The organism is Bradyrhizobium sp. WSM1743 (genome assembly GCF_000473065.1).
GTDB lineage: Bacteria > Pseudomonadota > Alphaproteobacteria > Rhizobiales > Xanthobacteraceae > Bradyrhizobium.
In genome coordinates, this window is sequence record NZ_AXAZ01000002.1 from 72,275 (window position 1) to 96,452 (window position 24,178).

General features: G+C 57.5%; 14 protein-coding genes and 1 pseudogene. 3 read left to right on the plus strand and 12 right to left on the minus strand.

Features of this window, described 5'->3' with window-relative positions:
* Positions 1-79: 79 nt before the first annotated feature.
* The 12 genes and pseudogenes from YU9_RS40730 to YU9_RS47340 all read right to left on the minus strand — a co-directional run bounded on the left by YU9_RS40730 (position 80) and on the right by YU9_RS47340 (position 18,143).
* Positions 80-1,713: pseudogene (locus YU9_RS40730) on the minus strand (hypothetical protein).
* A gap of 697 nt (positions 1,714-2,410) precedes the next feature.
* Positions 2,411-2,755 (minus strand): hypothetical protein, encoded by a 345-nt coding sequence (locus tag YU9_RS0102580; RefSeq protein WP_245266283.1) that lies wholly within the window; start codon positions 2,753-2,755, stop codon positions 2,411-2,413.
* 230 nt (positions 2,756-2,985) lie between these two features.
* Entirely contained in the window at positions 2,986-4,227 is a 1,242-nt protein-coding gene (locus YU9_RS0102585; protein ID WP_027571357.1) for a cytochrome P450, read from the minus strand.
* Between the two features lie 331 nt (positions 4,228-4,558).
* Positions 4,559-5,440 (minus strand): pantoate--beta-alanine ligase, encoded by an 882-nt coding sequence (locus YU9_RS0102590; RefSeq protein ID WP_027571358.1) that lies wholly within the window; start codon positions 5,438-5,440, stop codon positions 4,559-4,561.
* Between the two features lie 197 nt (positions 5,441-5,637).
* The gene (locus YU9_RS0102595) at positions 5,638-7,119 is read right to left on the minus strand and encodes a pentapeptide repeat-containing protein (RefSeq protein WP_027571359.1); all 1,482 of its coding nucleotides are present in this window, start codon (positions 7,117-7,119) and stop codon (positions 5,638-5,640) included.
* An 894-nt stretch (positions 7,120-8,013) separates the two neighbouring features.
* The gene (locus tag YU9_RS0102605; protein WP_027571360.1) at positions 8,014-9,738 is read right to left on the minus strand and encodes an ABC transporter ATP-binding protein; all 1,725 of its coding nucleotides are present in this window, start codon (positions 9,736-9,738) and stop codon (positions 8,014-8,016) included.
* On the minus strand, positions 9,739-10,602 hold the full coding sequence (locus YU9_RS0102610; protein ID WP_027571361.1) for an ABC transporter permease: 864 nt from the start codon (positions 10,600-10,602) through the stop codon (positions 9,739-9,741).
* Positions 10,599-11,555 (minus strand): ABC transporter permease, encoded by a 957-nt coding sequence (locus YU9_RS0102615; RefSeq protein WP_245266284.1) that lies wholly within the window; start codon positions 11,553-11,555, stop codon positions 10,599-10,601. Before YU9_RS0102615 ends, YU9_RS0102610 begins: the two co-directional genes overlap by 4 nt.
* A 4-nt stretch (positions 11,556-11,559) precedes the next feature.
* The gene (locus YU9_RS0102620) at positions 11,560-13,248 is read right to left on the minus strand and encodes an ABC transporter substrate-binding protein (protein WP_051380322.1); all 1,689 of its coding nucleotides are present in this window, start codon (positions 13,246-13,248) and stop codon (positions 11,560-11,562) included.
* 43 nt (positions 13,249-13,291) lie between these two features.
* On the minus strand, positions 13,292-14,632 hold the full coding sequence (locus YU9_RS0102625; RefSeq protein ID WP_027571364.1) for an NtaA/DmoA family FMN-dependent monooxygenase: 1,341 nt from the start codon (positions 14,630-14,632) through the stop codon (positions 13,292-13,294).
* A 2,367-nt stretch (positions 14,633-16,999) separates the two neighbouring features.
* Positions 17,000-17,440 (minus strand): VirK family protein, encoded by a 441-nt coding sequence (locus YU9_RS0102640; protein WP_027571366.1) that lies wholly within the window; start codon positions 17,438-17,440, stop codon positions 17,000-17,002.
* A gap of 436 nt (positions 17,441-17,876) precedes the next feature.
* Positions 17,877-18,143: a hypothetical protein gene (locus tag YU9_RS47340; RefSeq protein ID WP_156951638.1), complete on the minus strand. Its 267-nt coding sequence runs from the start codon at positions 18,141-18,143 to the stop codon at positions 17,877-17,879.
* A 2,156-nt stretch (positions 18,144-20,299) separates the two neighbouring features.
* Between YU9_RS47340 and YU9_RS0102650 the strand changes: the two genes are divergently transcribed.
* From YU9_RS0102650 to YU9_RS0102660, 3 genes are read left to right on the plus strand one after another with little or no spacing between them, the layout of a single operon-like run.
* The gene (locus YU9_RS0102650) at positions 20,300-20,989 is read left to right on the plus strand and encodes a response regulator transcription factor (RefSeq protein WP_027571367.1); all 690 of its coding nucleotides are present in this window, start codon (positions 20,300-20,302) and stop codon (positions 20,987-20,989) included.
* A 28-nt stretch (positions 20,990-21,017) separates the two neighbouring features.
* Entirely contained in the window at positions 21,018-22,469 is a 1,452-nt protein-coding gene (locus YU9_RS0102655) for a type II and III secretion system protein family protein (protein WP_027571368.1), read from the plus strand.
* 10 nt (positions 22,470-22,479) lie between these two features.
* Positions 22,480-23,142 (plus strand): CpaD family pilus assembly lipoprotein, encoded by a 663-nt coding sequence (locus YU9_RS0102660; protein ID WP_027571369.1) that lies wholly within the window; start codon positions 22,480-22,482, stop codon positions 23,140-23,142.
* The last annotated feature ends 1,036 nt before the right edge of the window (positions 23,143-24,178 follow it).

Consider the following 24,178-nt stretch of genomic DNA (forward strand, 5'->3'; position numbering starts at 1 on the left):
CTGCGGGACCGGGAGGGTAGCGGCTTTGCGGACTATCTCGCCCGATTGAACCTCACACTGCCGCAAGACGACCAGCTCACTAGATTCCCAGTCGAGCCATCTGCTCCGCATCGGGAAGGAGGGGCCACGGGTAACGACCGTCCGCGGTACTCAACAAGGACCTACAGAACGCAGGGGTGAGCTTGCCGCGGTGGATCACGACATTCTCGTGGCGCTCGGCGGCTCGAGCGCTCTGCCAGTGCTGATTGTAGCCGCGCTGTTCGTCGGACTTCACGTGGCAAGCGGCGAATTCGCGATCGCCCAGCATTGCCAATTGCCAGGCATGTACCGGCCGCTTGGTATGGATGTGCACCCACATCGGCCTTGGCGTCGCACCACTGCTCAGCGCCATGGGCTGCAGCTTGATTTCGAACAGCGTCCCTGGCTCTCCCTTCAAGGCGCGAGGTGGATCCACTGACGCCAGTTCCCCCGCTTCCCGTAACTGTACAAGGTAGTTTTGCGATGGAAACGCATAGCTCTTCATGCAATCGCTCGTGATTGCTGCCTTTCGCGCGTTGAATGAGTTTGCTTGCCCCTGAACCTCGGACCGCATCCTTTGGAGCCGAACTATCTTTTCGTGCACTTCGGGCACCTGCGCAGCCGTGAGCAGGCCCCGTCGTCGAGGCTCCTCCAGCGCGGCTACACAGGCCTTAATCTCGGAGGACTGCGTCTGCAAGCGCTTGATCACGCGATTCAAGACGTATTCGGCGTCCTCGGGCTTCATCTGCCGCGCTTGCGAGGCGGCGCTTTGCTGAGCCGGCAGATCGAACTGCAGCAGCTCGTCCAATCTCTCAAGTAATCCCGGCAGTGCTTTCCTAGAGGGCGGAGCCTGCCACATCTGGAGGTGATCGGTCGCAGAGGATGACGCTGCTGCCTCCTCCGCCGTGGCGAGTTTCTTTGTACCGAGATCCGAGAGCACAATGACCTTGCCACTCGCGGCCCTGGCGGCACCGGGCCTGACGAGCTGCGGCGCCCGCTCTCGTCCATCAGGACGGCTCGCACGTCTGGTGCTAACGTGCTCGCTTGCGACTCAATCAAGAGCTGCGCGAGAGCGATCCGCGATTGCAGATACATACACTTGGTATTGAGCGCCCAGCCCGTATTGAGCCTGAGTTGGGCCTCTTCCGCCTCGCGCATCTCGGGCGTGCTGCTCGGCAAGTTGGCAGTAGCCGCACAGACTGACTGCATCCGCTCGAAGCGCAACGCCTTTTTTCCCCACCACTCCATGCAGGCAGCATACTGGTTCGCGACGCCCGCAACGACGCGGCTGAGCTGGTCGGGCGTAGCGGTGTCTTTGACATTGTCGAGCAGGGCTTCTGCTTGCTTTCTCCTGTTCTCAAGTGGGTAAAGAATCTGGGTGGCCAATTTGTTACATTGGCTGCCCGCATCCAGCGTGTCATCGCGGAGCCGGCGAGCCTGATCGTCGGGCAGGATACGACGCGCCAAACTGGCAGGCAGATTCGCGTAATACTCCAGAACTGTTGAGCCTGCTTCGACCACTCGATCAATCAGCTCTTGCGCCTGTTGCAAGTTGCAGGGTTGCGTGGCCGCTCGACGGCAAGTTTCAAACTTCTCAAGCAGGCTGTCCATATTTCGCTTTGCTGCCTTGATCTCGTTGCGCGTTGGCGCCGCCACATCTGAAGCCGCGGTTCTGTCTTGAGGCCCAGAGCGCATCCGCTCCACGACGGCATCAAAGGATTGACCGCGTTCCCCAGGGAGGAGACCAGGCTCCAGGCTCGAACGGCTCAATTCCCCGGTGCTGTCCGCTCCCGCCGCCTCTACCTGTGATCGATCAGCTCGGCCAATACCTTCCGAATTGTCGAGAGTGTGCAGCCTGTCTGGATAGGCCGCCTAGCTGACGACTAGCTGACCAAGAGCATTCATCCGGATGCACAAGAAAGAAGATGTCACCTTGAGTTCCACTTCCATCGCAGCTCCTCGTGTTACTGAACTAGCCGCATCGGTGTCGATGTGATCAGCTGAGACGTGGCCGGGGCCCGACTACCTGCCCGCGAGATGATCCCGCCCCAATGTCCTGCCTCTATGCAAGCGAACTGGGCCAAGTCATCCCAAACGCTGCAGAGCAGCCAGGAGACCGCTCGCCTCCTAACGCTGAATTGTGGTCAGGCAGAAATGGCCAGCGTATATCGATTGGCAGACCTACGACCGCTGGACTCGTCCGCTATCGGTAAGGAGACTTCGACCGAAGAGGTTACTAATCCAGCCACCATACACCCGTTGTGACGAGACGCTGAACGCCGATCAGAAACAACATTTTTCCCCATGGAATCGAGCAAAATCGACGTCGCCCAAGTGCGCTTCAAACTACATCTCGCCAAGGCCGGGCTCCACCCAGGCCGTCGGATCAACCTCATAGAAAAATGGCAGCGAGCGTACCAATCGCGCCGAACATCAGCCCTATCAGCGAACCGGCTGTCGGCACGTCTCTAAAGAGCAGAAGGGTGAGTATCGGTTCCACTACCAGAATAGCTCCCACCGATATCGCGACAATGATCCAGATATTCTTCAGATGCATATAGCCCAGCGCGTATCCGAACACGAGGAGGATGCCACCGAACGATATCAGGAAAACCATCGGCAACAGCATTGCCAGATCACCGCCGGCCTTTCCAAATTGCCGTGATGCAATCAACTCGGCGAATATCGAAAGCGCTTCTCCAAGGAAAATCGCTGCCACCGCTACAATCTTCAACATCAAGTTCATCGGCCTCTACGGTTCCAGCCATCCAAGGCAGCCAGGAGAGTCCGCGCGCCACACTATCGCTCCTCACGGACACTTCAAACATCTGCCCGACTGATGACTAGATCCCGACATGCAGCAACTGTTTCGCGTCGATGGAACGATCTTCGCTGCTTCAGAAGCGAAGATGGTAGGACGAGCCCAAGCCAGCCGCGTGCCGGCTGCCAGACCGGCGCGATCAGGGCTTAGGCTGCAATCCGCGCGGGGAGAGCGGAATAGCCGTGCACGAAGTTGGACGCAATTCGCTCGGGTTCGCCGACAACCTTGACCTCCAGTCCCGCACCCAAAATCTCTTCCCAGAGGACTCTCAACTGCAGTTCCGCAAGATGTCGACCAAGACAGCGATGGATGCCGAAACCGAACGAGAGATGCTGCCGCACATTCTTGCGGTCGATGACGAAACTGTTGGCGTTCTCAATGATCTCTTCGTCCCGGTTGCCGGAGATGTACCACATGACGACCTTGTCGCCCTTCCTGATCTGTTTCCCACCTACGATGCTATCCGTCGCGGCGGTGCGGCGCATATGTGCGATCGGCGTTTGGTATCGAATAATCTCGGACACGGCGCTCGAGACCAGCTTGGGATTCTCGGTTAGTTTTCGCAGTTCGGAGGGATACTGACTCATGAACAGGAGACCGCCGGTAATCGAGTTGCGCGTGGTGTCATTCCCCCCAACGATCAGCAAAATCAGATTCCCGAGAAACTCACTCGGTTTCATATGGCGTGTGGCGGGCGAGTGCGCCATCAAGGAAATCAGGTCAAGGCGCGGCTCGGTATTGATGCGCTCGTTCCAAAGTCGGGTGAAATAGTCCAGGCACTCGGACAAGATTGTGTTTCGCTTATCCCAGCTGTCGATTTCATGTCCTGCTTTCGGAGTTCCAACAGCTACGTCCGACCAATAGGTCAGGAGTCGCCGATCCTCAAATGGAAAGTCGAACAACGTGGCGAGCATCTGCGTCGTCAACTCGATGGAGACCATCTCCACCCAATTGAAGGCATCATTGCGCGGCAAGCCGTCTAGAATCGCCCTGACCCGAGAGCGGATCAAGCTTTCGAGTTTCGTCAGGTTTTCCGGTCCGACTATCGGACTCACGGTATTGCGCTGCTCGGCGTGCTGGGGAGGTCCCATCTTGATGAAACTGTGGGTCCAGTGCTCCACAGGCACGTCGACAATAGTGACACCTTGCTCTGACGAGAATGCCTTGTGGTTTGTATCTACCGCTACGATATCCCGGTATTTCGTCAGGGACCAATATGGGCCATAAGGGCTTTCTTGACAGTAGTGAACGGGATCTTCCCTTCGTAACCGCTCGAAGCAACCCCATATGCTGTCGTCTTGAAAGCGCTTGGGCTCGCTTACATCGAGATTGCTTAGCGGGATAACACACGCGTCGTCAGCTCTACAATCTTCCAATCGCCTTTTCATTTCGTCTCCGCAGATTCTGCTCTCGAGAGCTTACGGATCCAAGGTCGCGATTCACCGTTTCGAGCTGCCGTAGCGTTTGGCTGCGACGGGCTGCTCAAGCAGAGTATCTCAAAGTGCGGCTAGCCGACCCTACCATATCGGGCTGTCCGGATCGGATTGACTTTTCAAGTCGATCTACTCAGTGGATCGAGAGAGCTTCACCGCTGGTGGGACGGTGGCTGTGCGCTGGAGGCAGCGTAAAGCCGAATGCACAGTCATAAGGTAGCCCCTGCGTCCAGGCGCGGCCGGAGTGGCTACTTTTGTCAAAATCACGACATGCATAATCGTCTGGCTAGGACTTTTCAGGCAGATCGATCCAGACATCCGGAGGACCATTCAGGAGTGTATCCTGATCCGGAACATAGATACTATCGAAGACCCTGAGGCCATGAGCCGTTGCTGCTGCAACAATTATGAAAGGGAGCTGGACCTGCTCCAGGTCTTCGAAGCTATCAGCGCCAACAATGCGAACAAAATCGAGTTTAAACTGTCGGAACGCTATTTGAGATGTAGCCGACGCGACAAGATCCTTCACGCTCGACGCTCCTTGGGCGATCTCTTTCCTCGAATGGTTGAGTGCCGTGAAGAGACACGAAAGCTCATCGAGTTCGGATCGGCTAAATCGTCGCAAGCGCGACGAAATGGGCACTCCGTTCCTGTATCTCACGGTCGGTACAAATCGTATCTCACAATCAAGAAGCAAGTCTGCGACAGCGCGCTTCACCAGGATCGCCTGACCGATATCCTTGAGACCGAAGTAGCTGCGAGTTGGTCGCGCATAACAAATCCAGCGGATTGCCCCCGTAACGGCTTCCTTCAAGTACGCCTCAGGCCCATCTAAACGCAAATGATAGTCGCCTTGCGATACGAACGTTCGATAGCCAGGCGGGAACATTTCGGTGTCGTTCGAGGAAATCACGGCGGTTGCTCCCGCACGTAGGGCAAATCCAATATCAGCGTCCAAATCGAAATCGTAGCTCCCGCCCGGTCTAAGCTGGGTCTTGTTCGGGTAGACTGTGACAATCGCGACGTCATTCTCCGATGCCGCTCTTCTGATCAGTTCTGCATGCCCAAGATGCAGCGCGCCCAGAGTGTGTACCGTCCCAATAGTCTGACCTGTTCTCGCCACCTCACGGATGAACGCTTTGCCTGTGGAAAGACATCCCAGATGCATTTTCTTGACTCCAGTATGTTGGACGCCGAAAGAGTAGTCTGATCGGTCGGATCGCAGAAGGTCGGCCCTGGGTGTCGTATTGGCGGCGCACGCCAACGAGCCCCAAAGAGCTTTAACGCCCGCTCACAGTTCGGACCACCGCACCAAGCTGCTCTAAGCTCACGGGCAATCCCTTCTATTTTGCGTTTCCAAAGCAGTCAGGTTGACCCTTCTCGACCACGTCTGATCAACGATGAGAATTCAGCCAGATAGCTTGATGGCTCGCGCGGCTGATCACCCTTCAAAGCGGTCTGCAGTCCCGGACATCGGTCTGCAAAGAACGGTGGCTCGAATGTGGTTATCTTGGCGCCCGAGAAGTCGACCTTTACGAAGCTCGCCTGGAATGGCGATATCCCACTCAGATTCGCGTCGCGCAACGACGATTGGTTCATGCGAACGTAGGCGATGCGCGTTGCCTCAAGGTTGATGTCGGCCATTCCCGCGGCGAGATATGCCTGAACGAGATTGGATCCTTCGAGATTTGCGTGATTCAATGCCATTGATTGCGGGGGATCACCGGTCATCATCGACCTGTAGAGGTAAGCCTGGGATAAGTCTGCATGTTCAAGATCGCAGTCGCGCACAAAGGCACAGCGGCCACGAAAGCCCGTCAATTTGCAGGCTCGCATTGTGCTCTCTGTAATCGAAATGCTTTCGCCTGATGCCCGAGACAGGTCCGCTCCATCGAGCTGACAGGAATGAATAGAGGCACCGTCCAACACAGCACCGATTAGGTTCGCGTTGGACAAGCTTACGGACAGCAGCCGCGCCTTCGTCAAGTCTGCTTGCTCAAGCTCCGCACTTGAAAGATTTGACAGGTGAACATCGGCAAATGGAGCGCTCAGGGCTCTCGCTGTAATGCGACCGCTCACCTTTGAGAGTCTCAGATACGGAAGATGAGCGCCTTCTAGGGCAAGACCGTCGACTGATGTGGGACGCACGATCGATAAACAGTCCCCCTTTGACTGGAAGAACGAGCAAGCCGCCAGATGCGCCTTCGTGATCGTGACTTGGCTCAGCTTGGCGAAGCGGAAGGAAGCGGAAGGAAGGAAGCATTCATTGATGGTAGACCCCTGTAATTCCGCGCCATCAAATACAGCATCACTCGCGTCGCACTGGTAAACGAGAAGTCCGCTGAGCATCGCGTTGTCAAAGCGTGTCCTTTTCATGCTGCAACCGTGAAACAGACTGCCGGTTGCATCAATGACACTGCGCAGACTGGCATCATCGAAATTGCAGACCTGCGCTGCAATCGCGTGCATATACGCAAAATCGAGCTTGGCCCCGCGGAAACTTGCCCTCTCTAGCCCTGGACAGATAAGGTTCGCCCCAGAGAGGTCTGCCCGATCCAACTTTGCTCCGTAGAGCTGCGCACGATTGAGAGTACAGCGCCGCAACGGGAAATCTGACAGGTCGTGACCGTTAAAGTTCTCGGAGGATAGCTGCAAACCAATCCCAGTCCTTCTGATCGCCTCCTCGGTTCGGCTCCCGACAGCGGCCACCGCGCGCAGCCGATCGGGAGCTCTGCTCCAGTACCGAACAAACTCGCCATCTGATGACAGTTTGTTTTTCGACTCTGACCAGTGCTCTGCCCCTTCATGCGCGGTGCACTCGCTATCAGCACCGATTGTTTGCGACATGTCGACGATTCCGTATTGCCCGGATTACGAGGGGTCTGTTATTGACCTCTTTTTGCGCGTCATTGGAGTTACGCCATGCGACTTGTGGCGAACTCGTCGGCGAAATGGCGACAAGATGCATCGATGAGGCACCTATTGTGTCGGTGGCCTCCGCAGCCAGCACGCTTGAGCCCGTCAGCCGAATTCTCGTCATGCGCCCCCACTGCCGCTCGCTGCGATTGTTCACGGAGACCGGCCACGCTGGCAACGCAACGGTCGTTTGACAGTGACGATATGTCCAGAAGTTGCGATTTGCCTCGTGGGCTCTCGCAGGAAAATCCACATCGCTCTCCATCAAAGTGAATGCGAAAAATTCAACGTCTTGCTTCCATTCAATGGACCACGGCTTGCGGTCAGAAAGGTGATCGTTCATCTAGGGCTGCACTCAGCCCTTACTCGGCATTACCTCATTTTCGATAGCAATGACCGTGCCAGCCGCATCAGTCGCAATTAAGGGCTGAATAGGCGTCATGAAATCGATATTGACGCCGAATGTTTTGAACCTGACAAACACGGTCTCATTGTCAGAGACCGCACCATGTTCGCAAGGCTATCGTGAAAGCGAAAATTCCGAGCTCGTTTGCGCGCAGAGCAAGAGCCGCGTGTCCTTGCGGGCACCAATCGATGACTTGCAATCTGACACTTGCGGATCGCCGACCTCACAGTTAGCGACTGTTCGAACTCGGCTAGCCCTGCTCCGCGCGCCCGCCGGTCCATCTAATGGGAACCCGTGCCACAGCTGTCCTGGTCGAGCGATGAATGAGCGCGCAATTGTCGCCAAATCGGCGCGCAAGGCGAATACCCACGCGATCGGAGACAGACATTTTTATGATAAAGGATCGAATTCGAAGGCATTCATGCGATGCCTTCTTCGAGGATCGTAGATGATTGACTTATCTCTTGCTCGCGCACAAGACGCGGCATGGCCGCGATAAGGCTCCTGGTATATTCAGACAGTGGATTACGAAATATCTCTTCAGTGGGGCCACTATCGACGATTCTCCCCCGGCGCATAACTATGACGCGATCGCTGATATGACGAACAACACTAAGATCATGCGAGATGAAGAGATAACTTATGCCGAGGTGGTCCTTCAAATCGCCGAGCAGGTCCAAGACCTGGGCCTGGATTGAGACGTCGAGCGCCGAAACCGGTTCATCGCAGACGATTACGGCAGGATTTGGTGCGATCGCGCGGGCGATCGCAACGCGCTGGCGCTGACCGCCGGAGAGTTCGAGCGGCCGTCGGTCCAGCAAGGCTTGGGAGAGTCCGACCATATCGAGCAGCTCGATAACGCGCTCCTGCCGCTTGCGCCGTGTCTCAACGTCGCTCGAGAGGCTGTCGGATATGATGCGTCCGACAGTCCAGCGTGGATCAAACGAGCCAAGAGGATCCTGGTAGATGATCGATATGGACCGCCGCCGAGCCCGGCGTTCGCGTTCAGCGAGCGTGGTCCAAGGCCGGCCTGCAAACTGAACGGCTCCCTCGTCAGGCTCGTCGAGCGCCAGGATCATGCGCGCCATCGTTGACTTTCCTGATCCAGATTCGCCGACGATGCCCAAAGTCTCGCCGGATCGCAGTTCGAAGGAGAGGCCGTCCACGGCCGCCCGCAGAGTGCCATCCGGGCCCTTGAAGTGCTTCACCAGACTTGTCGCTTCGAGCAGGATGGGACGAGATTTCGGCAGCGATTGCACGGGGGGCTGCGTTTGCCGGCCAGGCGAACGCACAATAGTCGATGGTGCCAGTCGTGAGCCGCGCGGCCGGCCTGATGGCACGGCGTCCAGCAGCTGGCGGGTGTAGGGGTGTCGCGGATCTTTGAATAACTCGGCGGCGGTGCCGCGTTCGATAACCTCGCCTCGTTGCATGACGAGGATCTCATCCGCCACGCGGGAGACCACTGCCAGATCGTGACTGATCAGGATCAGAGCCTTGCCCCGTTTTTTGGTCTCCTCGAGCAGTGCCAGCACATGAGCTTGCGCGGCCACGTCAAGAGCGGTAGTCGGCTCGTCGGCGATAAGGACGCGTGGATCAAGCGCAAGTGCTGCAGCGATGAGAGCCCGTTGACGCTGGCCGCCGGATAATTGATGCGGCAGTTGCTGGGCTTTGGTCTCGGGCTCAGGGACACCGACGAGCTCAAGAAGAGCAATGACGCGCTGCGCGAGTTCCTCGCGTGATGACACCGCACCATGGAGGAGCAAGCCTTCACCGATCTCTTTGCCGATCTGGCGAAGCGGATCAAGCGCGACGAGTGCATCCTGTAATACAAAGCCAATCTCATTGCCGCGAATGCGCCGCCAGCCACGATCGTTAAGGCCGATCAGGTCCGTCCCGTCAAAGCTCAGCTGGCGTGCATGGACATCGGCGTTGCGACCAGCTAGGCCTACGAGAGCCCGGGCAGTTACGCTCTTACCCGAGCCGGACTCACCGACGATCGCAAGGCACCGTCCCGGTCGGAGGGAGAAGGACATACTGCGCACAACCGCTTTCTCCGCGATTTCGCGCCCGAAGGAAACACGCAGCGAGTCGACCGTGAGGAGGTCTGCCTGCTGCGAGACCGGCTTGGGACGAACCTGCGACATTCAGCTTTTTCCTTCCAGACGGTCCTGTATATGGCGCCCGACGATGGTGACGCTGAGGGCAAACGCTGTCACGGCCAGACCGGGTATGATCTCCAGCCACCAGGCGTAGATCACATAATTCCGCCCGGCATTGAGCAGCGCGCCCCATTCAGGGGCCGGCGGAGCGACGCCAAGCCCTAAAAAGGCAAGCCCGGAGGCCCAGATAATGGCCTGCCCCACGCCGATCGTCATCATTGCTGTTAGCGGGTTCATGGCGTTGGGAAGAATATGCCTCCAGACGATACGGGGAAATGGATGGCCCAGCACCTTGGCGGCTTCCACATACCCTGTTCCTTTGATGGAAAGCATCTGGCCCCTGATCATGCGCGCATAGCCTGGCGCTGTGCCGATTCCAACAGCTATGACTTCAGTCAATACCGACGGCCCAAAAACGGTCACGAACACAAGGGCGAGCAAGAGCGTGGGGATTGCGAAGAGCACGTCGACGATCCGGCTGAGGATGCTGTCGAACACGCCACCAGAAAGTGCGGCGGCGACGCCGAGAATGAGTGCAATGGACATGCTCAGCGCGGTCGCGCCGAGTCCGATGGCAAGCGATTGGCCTGCCCCCTCCAGCAATCGGGAGTAAAGATCCCGGCCTAGTTGATCTGTCCCCAACCAATGGGCGATCGAAGGAGACTGCAACGACGATCTCAAATCAATAGCGAACGGGTCGTGCGTCTGTAGCACCTTTGGCATCACCGCCGCGAGGGCAAAGAAACAAATGATAATAAGCGAGGCAGCAACTCGGACGGGAACATGGCGGGCGAATGCCAGGAGTTCTCTGAGCGGCCGAGACACGGTCACTTCTGCGAGCATGCTCATGTCAACCTAATCCTCGGGTCGAGCATCCGATAAGATAGATCGACAATCATACTAACAGTGACGAATAGGCCCGCAGAGATCAAAACAGCCCCCGAGACAATCGGAACGTCTCGCGAGGACGTTGCGGCAACAAGAACTCCACCCAGCCCTTGGCGAGCGAAAACGATTTCTATCAAAATCGCCCCTGAAAGAAGCTTGCCGAGCGCCCAGCCTGATAAGGTTACGCCGGGCAATGCAGCATGGCGCAAGACATGGTGAAGCCTGACGCCGAAATCACTCATACCTCGGGTCCGCGCGGACGTAACGAAGGGCTGCTCGAGCACGCGCGTGAACTCGTTCAGAACGACTTGTCCGAAAACGCCGGACAGTTCGAGAGCCAGAGCAAGTGTTGGGAGAACGAGTCCCATCGGCGAGCTTTCTCCGACAACTGGAAAAATGCGCAAGTTTACCGCGAACACGACGAGCAGAATTGTAGCTAGCCAGTAAGGCGGTGCGGTTGCCAAGAAGATTTGCGCGCCGCTGAGCAGCTTCGACCATATGTTGTCTCTGCCGGCGATCAACAGAGTGGTCAAGATCGCAATAACCCAAGCCATCAGCAGCGCGGCGATCGCCAGAACAATGGTGGGGCCAATCTGTTCTGCGATGATCGCCGCGACGGGTCGATGCTGCTGGTATGATTCACCAAGATCTCCATGCAGGATTCGCAATATGTATTTGCCATATTGAACGGCAAGCGGTTGATCAAAGCCATACTTCGCATTGATCGTTGCGAGCTCGGCCGCAGGTGCCGGCCCGACGTCGCCACTCCTCACATTGATGACGATCTGCGCGCGATCGCCGGGCATCAAACACTGAACTAGGAACGTAAATGTTGCTGCAGCCCACACGACGGCCACACCGGATAAAATACGGCGCGCGAACCAAACAAGCGGATTGTGGGATACGACCTTCACGGTATCATTTCTTCTCGTCGAAATGAGCGTCATAGAAGACGGGCTCGCCCACTGACCCGTGGTCCAGCCACACGTCTTTCAGGTGCGGGGTGGTGGCCAAAGTCACATCCAGCACCGTAAGGCCAATCACAGGAGCCTCATCCACGATCTTCCGTTCCGCCTGCTGATAAAGGCCGGTACGTTCAGCGCTATTGAAATCCTGCTCCGCCTTTTGGATCAGCTCCCAAAGTGTCGGATCTTGGAAGCGCGATGGATTGAAGCGATTGGGCTCGCCATTCTGGTCCGGCTTCCACGAAATTCGGAATATCTCAGCACCGGGTGCAACCCAATATAGAAGCACGATCTCATAATCGTTGGGCCCTAGGTTTTTTCCGGCGAAGAAATCAGCCGGATTGGTGGGTTGAAGACGTACGTCAAAACCGGCCGCCCTTGCCTGCTGCTGGATAACTTGCAAGGCTTGCTCGCCATCGGGCTTGAGAAACGCGTACGAATAGGAAATGCGCACGATGAGCGGATTGCCGTTCTTAATACGAACGCCGTTAAGGTTGCGCTCAGTCCAACCCGCCTGATCAAGCAGCTGATTGGCTTTCCGAATATCGTACGCATAGGACTGCCCGAGCTCACGCAGGTATTCCGGCGAGCTCTGACTTAGCGCACCGTTACCTTCAAATGGCAAAGAGCCGAGGAAGGATGTGTCGACCGCGGCCTTCCGGTCAGTAGAATAGGCAAAGGCCTTGCGGACGAGCACGTCGTCAAATGGGGGCCGGGCCGTATACAACGCCAGGCGCAGAGGGGTGCCACCGGTAACGTGCCGCAATACTGGAAAGCGGGAATTGGCGTCCTTCCATGCGATAGCCGGCACATCGTATATAGCATCGGTCTCCCCTGTGATCAGCGAGCCGTATCGGACAGTCTGATCTGGCAGAAACTTCCAGCTGATCCCCTCAACGTAAGCCGGCCCTTGATGTTTCGCGGTGGCCGGCGCCGAATTGTAGTCGGGATTGCGGCGGAAGGTGACTTCCCGCCCATGGCGCCACTTGTCGACGATGAATGGACCTGAGCCGACAGGGTTCTCGCAATTCACCGCAAGGCCACGTTTGAGTGCCGATGGCGAGAGAATGCCTTGTGAGGATTGGGCGAACACGTTCAGCAAGGGCTGGAACGGCACCTTCAATTTTACCTGCAACCTCAGAGGAGCAATTGCCCTTGCCGATTCGAAGCTATCGCCGAGATAAGGAGCGGCAGTCGGGTTGCGAAGATCGGGGTCATTGCTAAGCCATCCGTTGATATTGTCAGCGATGGCCTGCGCATCGAGGGCAGTCCCGTCGGTGAACTTTACATTCGGCTTAATCTCGAATGTGTATACCTTTTTGTCGTCGGAAATGGTCCAAGACTCAGCCAGCCATGGCACAATCTGGCCATCCTCGCTGCGGGCAACCAGATTATCGCTATACTGGCGTTGCAGATACCATTGCTGCACCCATCCTCCGAACAGGCACGCCGGTTCTTGAAAATGCCCGTAACGAATAACGCCGCCTCGCTTGACGTTGCCGGCCGGCGCCTCTTGGGCATGGCCACTGGGCGCGAACTGTGACAAGCTTTGGAGCACGAACAGGCTAGCCGCGACTTTTCTTCCGCGATGGTTCGACTGGCGGCTGAAACGCCTCGATGATTGCGCATCCGATACAGACATATCCAAGCTCCAGGGCAATGAATGCGGACGGGAGAAAGCAGCGTCAGACCGCTGACGTACCGGCTTTTTTTGCTGGTTCGATGTGGAGGGGAATCCCCAAATGCTCGCGCAATGTCTCCCCCCGATATTCTGTGCGAAATAGACCACGCTTCTGGAGGAGTGGCACGACGTGGTCGACAAAGGCCGCAGTGCCGTCGGCCAGCACGTCCGGAATGATGTTGAAGCCATCGACCGCGCCAGCGCGGAACCAGGCCTCAATCGAATCAGCGATCTGCTCGGGTGCGCCCACGAGCACGCGGTGGCCAAAAGCTTGGACGCTGCTGATGATCTCGCGGACGGTCCGGCCTTGACGCGCCAGAGTCTCGATCGTGCGATGGTGACCGACAGAAAACGGGACGTTATCTGCATCGGGCAAAATCTCTTCAGGGATGGGGCTTTCCAGGCTGAGTTTCTCGACTGCAAGGCCCATGCTTCGTGCAAGAGCGGCGATGGCGCGCTCCAGATCGAGCAACGCGTCCAATTGCTCTTTGCGACGAGCTGCCTCTTCTTCGGTTCCGCCGATGCAGGTGACAAGACCTGGCAGGATGAGCGGAGCCGCAGGGCGGCCGAATTGACGAGAGAGATCACGGAGGCGTTCGGCCTCCTGCAGCGCCGTTGTCAAATCCCCGGCTGCCGCAAACACGACATCTGCACTGCGCGCGCCAAGCCGTAATCCGGGATCCGAACCGCCCGCTTGAACGATGACTGGATGACCTTGAGGCGAAGCGGGGTGTGTAAGTGGGCCTCTGATGCCAAAACTATTCGTATCAGGGTCGAGCAGCCGGAATTTTCTCTGATCTGCGTAAACTCCCGCAGCCTGGTCCGCGATGATCATTTCTTCGCTCCAGCTTAGCCAGAGAGCACGGACGGTTTCAACAAAGTCCTCGGCGCGTCTGTAGCGATCCGCTCGTGCGATCTCTTGACCGCCAAAGTTCGCCACCGTCGCGGAGCTCGATGTCGTGACCGCGTTCCACGCGACGCGGCCACCGCTGATGACGTCGAGCGATTGGAAACGCCGGGCGAGATTGTATGGCTCATTGTAGGTTGTCGATGCGGTGGCGATCAGCCCAATCCGCTCCGTTTCGCGGGCAATCACAGTGAGGACCAGCGTGGGTTCGAGCCCATTGAGCGGCGGCTGGTGCGTAATGTCGGAACTTATCGCGGGGGTATCGGCGAGGAATACGGCATCCAGCAGACCGTGCTCCGCAATTTTCGCAGCCCGGACGTAGTGCTCGATATCGAAAAACGCGTTTGGATTTGTGCCCGGCCAGCGCCACGCGGCAGAGTGACCGCCAGCACCATGGAGATTTAAGCCGATATGGAGCATAGGGTCGATCGAAGACATCACACCCCCGAATGCAGCGGCGGCTTAGCCGCTCGATACGTCTTGACAATTGGATCTTTGCCAGCGGTCTCGGGGACCACCCTGCGCTCTCTCGAAGGCCCGCCCTGAATGCTCGCGAACAGCCATCTTGAGGAGGTTAATAACAAGCCGCTCATTGGTGCGAGAGGGATATCACTAAAGACGCCCTGGCTACCTCTTGGCACCTTCTCGCAGCGGACGAGGCGCAGGAGGCTTTCGACCACGACGCACGCCCAATAGCGCCCAGGTGCGTCCAACTCGATTCCAACGCTGAGCTGCTTCAAAGCGGCGCCTTCATATTGGTTCTCCATAGCTCATCAAGATGCCCGCCACTTTCGCTGGAAGGCGTTTTGAACGCGTCTTCGCAATCACAAGCGCCTGGACTCCCGCCGCCGGCGCGAGCGCCAGTCACGAAAGGATGTGTAGAGGTTGAACGCAGCCAAACGCAATAGTTGAGTATTCCATTATACTCGCCTCAGTTGGCATCCTCTTCTCTAGCGATGTCTCTCAAGAGCCTGATCCCTGATCAGGCTCACGGATGACAACCGATGCTACGATCGCACTGGCTTCAATTTGCAGGAGGGGCTCGAAACGGATCGACCATGAATAGATGCGTTCGAGAACACATCAGACATTAGACATTCGGCGCCACAGTGTTGATCAGCAGCTTACCTGCCGACTTTGGCAAATAAGAGCAGCCGGCAAGCTTGCGCTCGGAAACCATCTAATAGTGCGATGAAACACTCGAAATTCGCGATGCTCGTTGTAAGAAAAGGCCTGACTGGTTGGAAAGGGCTCGGCCATCATTTGCTAGGCGACTATGTAGGTCGCAGAACGCAGCAGTTGCCCGGATCTCTGCGTGGACGTTAAGAAGTGCCAACTTCTAGGAGGTGGAGACGAGACTTCATGGTCCGAAACGAAAGCGGTAGTGAATTAGCCGGGGACCGCGGAGCCAGTACACCGAGGAAAACCCGAAAGCGTGACTTCCCTGCAATACGGTCAGTGGATTGGCCTGCGCCTGCCACCGGGCACCGCTGGAAAGTGAACGCTACTCCACTTGCTGTTGCTAAACTACCGGAGGAACACGACGACCAATATACGCAGCGTTATATTGTAGGGTCTCAAAGTAGATCACAGACTGTGTGGCAAGTCAGTGAGCCACCCGGCTCTGATAGCGATGGCTGGTCCCGGCCACCATCTTTGGTGGCAAAGGTAAGGCATTGGTTGCCGATCGGCACGACGCATGTAGCCGTGGGAACCCCAATATCTGCGCTCGTGCACAGCCGGCTGAAACGGATTGTCGATTTGGTCCAGGATCGAATGCTTGGTCCGAGCCGAACCCCGCCTCTTCAACAGAGCAATTTGGCAAGAGGCATCGAACCCGGCATCTGGCGTGTGCCGAGACGCAACGAGAATGTTTGTGGCGGCTATGGCACCAAACTGCGGTAAACGTGTAGAAAGGCGAGCCGACGGGCAGACCAGTCCCCCTTTCGGTAGCGGATTGTCGAACTCGGCGCCTTATTGGCGATGAGATACGAGCTTCGTCTAGAGCATTTTGACAAATGGCCGATGCTGGACTTGCAATCGCCTGAGCAGGAAAGCAATCCGCGGCGCACCGAATGCTGCGCTCCCTTTCTAGGAATTGCTTGCTCCGGCATCCGAAAGGACCAGACAGAATGACGGCATACACGGCCGAAAGCCTACCCGGAGGCGGCTTTCTTCTCCATCGGCCGCAATTTGGGTGCACGAGCGGCTCGTCGTTGATGATGGCGCCGCCCGAGCGGAGCCGGCTCCAGCGCTGATAGACCTACGTCCGAGCGAGGGGCAGGCTCTAAGTAAACGCCACTAGGCCAGTTCCAGCGTGATCTCAGCAGGATGCATCATCAAACTTTTGGGCCCACATCGCCGTTACGCCCCTTTCAGGCGACAAGCTCCGGGAATTCCGGCTATAAAATACGAGGCGCGTTGCCCACACCCTGGCTTGGCTGAAGATCATCATCGCCGCCAGCAGATCGAATGAGTTGGAAAAATATGTCCTCACGGGAAACGCTGATGAAAATGGGAAGACAGCTTGTCGACGCCTATATGCGCTGTGATTGAGTGTGAGGACCTGGCTCCTGGCCATACGAGCATACCGGGGCGATTTATACGATCCCATGCGCATCGCCAGCCCCTCAGGGGTGCAGCGAGCGAACTGACGCAAGTTCGTGCAACCTGGCCATCCCTGACGAAAGACGGCCAGAAACGATCTGGCCGTCGTCACTATCGAGACTGTCGTGCGATGGCTTGCGATGTCGTCCACACCCCTAGAGGATCAAGGCCAACGCGCATTCCCGCGGTGCTTTTCGTCTACCAGATGAATCTTGCCCCATCAGGCACTTCGCAGACGAATTCGCCCTGGTTCACGAGTTCGGTGGTCCCGACGACAAGCTTGGAGGCCCGTACGGTAAGCTTGCCCTCGCGGCTGAGGCTGTGACGAATGTATTCGGTCACGGCATGTCCAGAGCTATCCACCGTTTGGTGCGCATTGGCAAAGCTGATGCCGTTCTGGGCGGTCACCCTGAAGGCATTGATGACCAACCCGGCCTGGGTCGCAGGCCCGGGCTTGCCGCCCTCGGCGGTGGTACAGCGGTTCATATCCAGCATGACTTTCACGTTCTTGCCCGTCTGCAATGCATTGAGCACCTCGGCGTATTTCGGCGAGGTCTCATCGGCTCTAGCCACCGCGCTCACGGTTGTCGCAGAAAGCACGGACAACAGGATCAACAGGGCTCTGCCAGTTAAGTTCATATGCTCTTCTCCCTCCACAGGAATCACAGGTCGCGTAAGCGCAGCGTCGTAAGACCGTTGTCGCAAGCCGCTTGGCGGATTACGGACATCAAACGCCGTCGCACTTCGAACAAAGACAATCAGTCACAATCAGACGCAAGTGGTTGTGACGGCTATTCCGACGTCACAACATCGTAGGTCAGGTTTGCTGAAGCCGCCTCCTCGCGAGCGTCATGGTGCGAAATGATTCATCGAGCCGAGCCATTAGAAAACATAACGGCGCCGGTATCTGCCACCTGAACGAGAGGTCCGGACTTAGACTGGCACGAACCTTACGCCGCCAGTAACAAGTCCTTGCCGCAACCCTCTCGAAATACACTTTTAGATGGCGCAATGCAGCGCCAACTTGCGGCTTTAGGGCGGCTGAGCTCGGCTCATTAGATCCGTCAATCCTCATCTAAAACAAACAGCATCCTTTTCGCCCCGTCGAAAGCTGTCTTTGCAATGAAATGGACGCCAACAACCATTTTGCGAGAAGAAACAGATGAACATCGATCCACGGAATGCCGCAGAGGCCTCCGCTGACGGTCACGATGCGCTGCCGCAGCCGCACCAGGTAGGGCAAGCCAGCTGACCGGTGCGGCTGTCGGCCACTAAGCAGAATTTGAAGACCAGCTACATGGCCTGCATTCGGTTCACCAAACACCGGATCCTGCTGAGTCATCGAGTGCGCCGAATGAGGCGCGCCGGAAACCAGTCACTATCCAGCCGCATCATTTGTCAGCGCGCGCGCCTGGCTTGCCGCAACGCTAACGGGCGCCACTCTTGAAACGCTCAAGAACGAGATAGCCCTGGCCGATCGACAATCAGCACGATGGGCGCCAGCGGGGGACGACAGTGTCGACCGGGACCACATTTTCGACCATGTAGCGGCATCGGCGCATATCTCAAGCTGCATCGACAGCGATTGCAAACCACGCACCGAAGCCAGCACATGTGCAATATCATGTCCTTAACACGGCGCGGGATCATTCTTCCATGGGAGATCCTTTGGAGCGATATCCCATGGAGCGCGCCCGGCTGGATGGCATATGCGCGGTAAGACGGCTTCTCCATTCGTGTCATTGGTCGAAGACCCTTGAAAACTCAACGTGTCGTGTGACCCCTGAGCGAGAGCGATCGCCAACAACGCGAACACGCTGCACACCTACGTCGTACCAAAGTCCGCGGTCTGGACGCCCAACGACGCACTGAGCAGTATTGGCCTTGGAGTGAATGTGGAGGATCAGGACAACATCCATGCGGACGTGGATTTGATATGCTCACTGGACAGAACGCCAAGCACCGAGACCGAGCGCTTGTTCCTGGGCGGCGATTTGGAGAATTACCGAATCGCCAGCGAAGACAACCCTTACAAGGGGGAGACTGGAGACTGACGATTTAGACGACTGGCGACCGCGCCATTCTCGCAGGTTCCTTGATGTTGACCAGGACGAACCCTAAGGAAAGCTCAGTCCCAGCGGCGCCGCTTCACGAACAACGATAAGGATTTTGCGAATAACGTTCAGATCAACCCATTCCTGAGCTGCGCAACAGACGAAGGCGCACCCACATCCCAAGAAGTATCCGACGCTGTGGAGGAGGACACACTCGCACCATTGGTCGCTCTTCCACGGCTCTCCACTGGAGTGCGGCGGCCGTCCGCATCGATCCGATCGCCATCGACACATTTGGCGGGACACTCGGATGACGTGAGCCACTAAGGCGGAGCATCGATCCCTTCGCCAGATCGACCCGCCATCGACCGCGCGATCAATCAAAAGAGCTCGGGTGCGATCACATCAAGGATCAGGTCAATGGAGTGTCGCTCAGCGGCTGAGCCGTACCGTCGCAGAGCGGCCTATTCGCGATCTGGATGCGTTCCATCAAAACAATCGATTTTGCCGATCTTGCCTAAAAGGCCCATACTCGATCGTAATCTATGGAGGCAGCCTTCAAGAATGTCGTTTGGCAATCGATTCCTTTCTCAGTCCGTTGCCGATCAAATCGGCTTGCGCGCTCGGACGTCTGCATCCCAGAAGTTAGCTCCCACGCGTCCTAGAAGCCTCACGCGGCTCGCCACCGCCTCCTTGCTAAATTGGCACCATGAGATCGGTCGGACGAGCGTGAGGTCACGCCTTAAGGGCTAGCAAGGACGACTGCCTGCGACAGGTCTGGTTTCGGACCTGTCGTCATCGCTCCAGACACCTTGCGAGTTCGAGAGCACTGCTACTGCCAGCGGTCAAAGGCACTTGAATCTCACCTAGCGTCAGATTGTAGGATTTCCGACAGCCCCGCGACACAGAACCCGTTCGCGTGTACTCTTCCTGACAGGTAGCAAGAATTGCGAACGTCTCAAAAGCACAATGCTCAGCCGCTCCGCCCCGTCACGCTACTGGACTGCTCCTCTCCGGGGCGAGCGTCCGACATCGCCTATGTGCAGATCGAAGGACGGAGCGCCGATCCCCTCGCAAGGGAATCAAGATGCAGCGCGCGAGCAAAGCGCTGGCGGTCGCCATCTGGCCCTTGCTGGGCACACGCCAACTCCAAAGTCGAGATCCGATCATTCTGGCGCCGTGCACCCGTAAGACGAAATGGTGCTGGTGTAGCCACCTGGATCTATGCGCGATGACAACGCCGAGGAGCTCGATTGGATCGGTCGCAGCTTTCGCTGGCCTGCGGCCACACGAGAGGACCTCGGGCGCGACGGAACTTCAGGCGGTCGACATTTTGCGTGCAAACAGTTGGCTGCACCAATCCAGCCGCCTCTCAGTTCCATCGAGCCCCATGTTCAATCGTGACGCGCTCAGGTCTTGACGTGGATAGACGAGAGCCGATGAAATGCGAATTCTCCTGGTTGATCATCATGCGGGCTTTGCCCGCGACGTGAAGGAAGCCCTCTTAAATTGCGGCTTCGCCGTCGACGTGACACGCACGCTGGATGAGGCGGCGACCGCGCTCGATTGCGCGAACTACCACATGGTCCTGCTCGAATCGGATTTGCCCGATGGAGACGGATTGGACTGGCTGAAGCAGCTGCGGCGCGAGGGACGGTCAATGCCGGCCGTGATGATGAGCAGTCTCAATGATCTCAGACGGCGGATTGCGATTTTCAATGCGGGCGCGGATGATTTTCTGCCCAAGCCCGTGTCTATCGACGAACTCATTGCTCGCATGCGGGCTATTTTGCGACGGTCAACGCAAATGACGGCGCCGGTAGTGACATTTGGGAATTTGCATTTCGATCCGATCGCGCGACAGGTCTCGGTCGGTGGTCGAATCCTCAGAATTGCGCGCCGCGAAGTCTGCATTCTTGAACATCTGCTCAACCGCGCCGGCCGTACCGTGCCGCGCGCATCGCTCGAAGATAGCTTGTATGCATTTGACGACGAGGTCTCGACCAATGCGCTGGAAGTCGGGATTTACCGCTTACGCGCGCATTTGAGCCAGGCGGGTGCAACGCTAAGGATCAAGACCGCGCGCGGCGTCGGTTACACCCTTGAACTCATTGGCGCAGCATCGGCTGCCTAAGCCGACCCAACCTGAAAGCAACACTCCCTTGAACGTCATTAACAATGCCGCCGGGGCTGATGAGCCGACGATGGTCGCCAGCGCGCTGCAGTATGCCGCTTTTCGCCGCCTCTGCTACGTGCTGTGCGCAGTCGCTCTGCTATTTCCGCTTGCTGCCACAGCTCAGACAAAGCGGGATGGCAAAGGAGAACTGCTACGCGCGGCGCCAGGCAGCACCGGCACGCTCAACATTACCTCCTCACAGGGCAAGACAGTTCATCTGACCGCACCGGCTGCGAGCATCTTTATTGCCGACCCGGCGATTGCGGATTATCAGGCGCCTTCGAACACCACGATATTTGTTTTTGGCAAAAAGTCCGGACGGACGAGCCTGTTCGCCCTGAACGACAATGGCGAGGCTCTCGCTGAGCTGCGTGTTATCGTTACCCAACCGATCGAGGATCTGCGGGCGGCGCTGAAGGCCGAAGTCGGCGACTATCCGATTCAAGTCAGCTATACTCCGCGCGGCGCGATCCTTAGCGGTACGGCGCCCAATGCCGATGTCGTCGAGACCGCCAGGAAGGTCACTGAGCAGTTTCTTGGGGCGGGGGCGCTGGTTGTCAACAAGATCCAGGTCGCCGGCTCATTGCAGGTGAATCTCAGCGTACGGGTGGCAGAAGTCTCCCGCAGCGCCGTAAAGGATCTCAATATCAACTTCACCGCCTCCGGCCCAAACGGCGCTTTCCTTGTCACCGGCAAAGGGGGCGGGTCCGGCGCGGCCGGCGGCGGTGGCACGATCGGGATCGGGTTTAGCGCCGGTAACACCAACCTCAGCGCTGTTCTCGACGCTCTCGCGAGCGAGCACCTCGCCTCAATCCTGGCTGAGCCGAATCTGACGGCGATGTCCGGCGAAGCCGCAAGCTTCCTCGCCGGCGGGGAATTTCCAATCCCGGTCATGCAGGATAATCGACAGGTTTCGGTCCAATTCCGGCAGTTCGGCGTGAGCCTGGAATTCGTCCCGACTGTGCTCAACAACAATCAGATCAATGTCCGTGTGAAGCCCGAAGTCAGCGAACTGTCGAGCGAAGGCGAAGTCAAAATCAATGGCATGGCGGTCCCTGCCCTCTCGACTCGGCGGGCGAGCACCGTTGTCGAACTCGCCAGCGGTCAGAGCTTTGCAATCGGCGGCCTGATCAGGCGCAACTTCAACTCTGATATCGGCGAGTTTCCCTGGCTCGGCGATGTGCCGATCCTGGGTGCGCTTTTTCGCTCCTCATCGTTTCAAAAACGTGAAACCGAGCTGGTCATTATTGTCACGCCCTACATCGTGCGGCCCGCATCGAACCCGAACAAGATGAGTGCGCCAAGCGACCGCATCTCACCGCCCTCAGACGCGGGGCGGATTTTGACGAACACGATGGCCCGGCCGGCGCGAGATCGCGATGCGCCTCGCGCCAGCACACCAGGATTGACCGGCAGCGCCGGATTTATCATCGAATAAGGATTGTCAAATGACCTCGCGATATTTGTGTCACTTGATCGTTATTGGGGCAACATTGGGTGGCTGCGCAAATAGTGCGTCGATCCATCTCGGGCCGGCTGAACAAGCAATACAGGTCGAGCAGAGGAAACGTGTCTTGTTCCTGCACAGCCTTCGTGGCTCCGAAAAGCTTCAGCTGCGGAGCTTTATCGCGAACGTCAGTGGCGGCCGGCGGGACGCACTCCATGTGGATGTCACCGGCTCACCTAGGCTCATGGCCCAAGCGGCGCACGAGGCCCGCGCCATGGGCGTTGCTCCCTATAACATCCGGCTGTCCCCTTCCCAGGTCGATTTACCGCCCCGTTCCGGCGTGAGGATCGAGGCGATCACCTTTGAAGCCCATGTTCCGATCTGTCCATCGCTTTTGATCGTGGGACCTGCCGTGAACGACAATTCATTCGACCCAACGCTTGGCTGCTCGACCAGAAACAATCTGGCAGTCATGGTGAACGATCCGCTCGACTTGCTGGACAATCGGTCTGTCTTCACGAGTAATGGCGATCGCGCCGCCAATGCTCTTGCCAATTACGGTACCTCCGCGCCGCGCAATAAGAGCAACGGAGAAGATGGAGTAGGCACGGTAGCGCCGGACGCGGCGGGAACGACAACACGGAATGTGCAGCAGCTCAGATAGGCGGGTTTGGGCGCGTCTCCGAACTCGCTGTGCAACACCTTGCGCTTGAGCGTCGTCACCACGCCCGTAACACGGCGCGACTTCGAGCCGCCCCCCATTGCTGGCACATGGGGCAGCGATTGGTTTGGCTCTCATCGAGAACGATTGGCCTATCTTGTTCACCCGCACCACTCGATCTCGTCCAGAATTTCCACGTGGCGTGCTCAATAAGGCTGCCATCAAACGCCCTGAACGCTTCGACAGGGAAAGCGTCACCGGAGGTCGCCTCCCCGAGATCATCGGCGCTGAGGGAAGAAGCGAGAGTGCCTACGATCTATGAGGCGTGTCCAAGAGCGTAACTTAGGCATGTCGACAGCACGCCAGGGGAATGTGCAAGAGCATACCGCGCAATTCCATGTTGCATGGGTGTTCGCATGACCCCAGATCAGCGATCATTGCGTCCACGTCGCTCGTTTGGCGTAACCGTTATGGCTAGTGGGCACCCGTTTCCAGTCGCCAGTTCGGTAACGTGCTCGGCGGCTGCTTTGCCTCATCGTCGTCCCATCCGATCAATGGAACGCCCTATTGAGGGAGTACGGCAGCTACCGCTCCGGAAAGGGCACATCGGTTTAACCGAATAAGAGCGTGGTTTGTGCTGGTTGTCTGAATGCACCCGGGTTCACAAGTTATCATCGCCTCTCAATGGCAACGAAAGTGCGATCAGCAGTCAAACGCGCTCGGCCTCTGATTTCTTGGACGAGGGCTCCCGGTAGTCCCTGAGCTGGTGCCACCCAACGTGTCGGCGCCGGTGTCAGAAAGCGAACACGGATAACCGAGTTGGTATACAAATGGCTTCGTTTCGCGGCTATTCTCGCGCCAGGCGACAAGAAAGCAGAGATTGCGAGCTTCATTAAATACGCACGTCACCTTCGAATGCTGGCCAGGAACACGGAAGAGTGCGAAAAATTAACGGTTCCGATGCCGCCGACCAATCGAAAGCCCGCCGAATGGGACCAGTGCTCGTGATCATAGCGCCGTGATCGCGATCTGAAGGTGG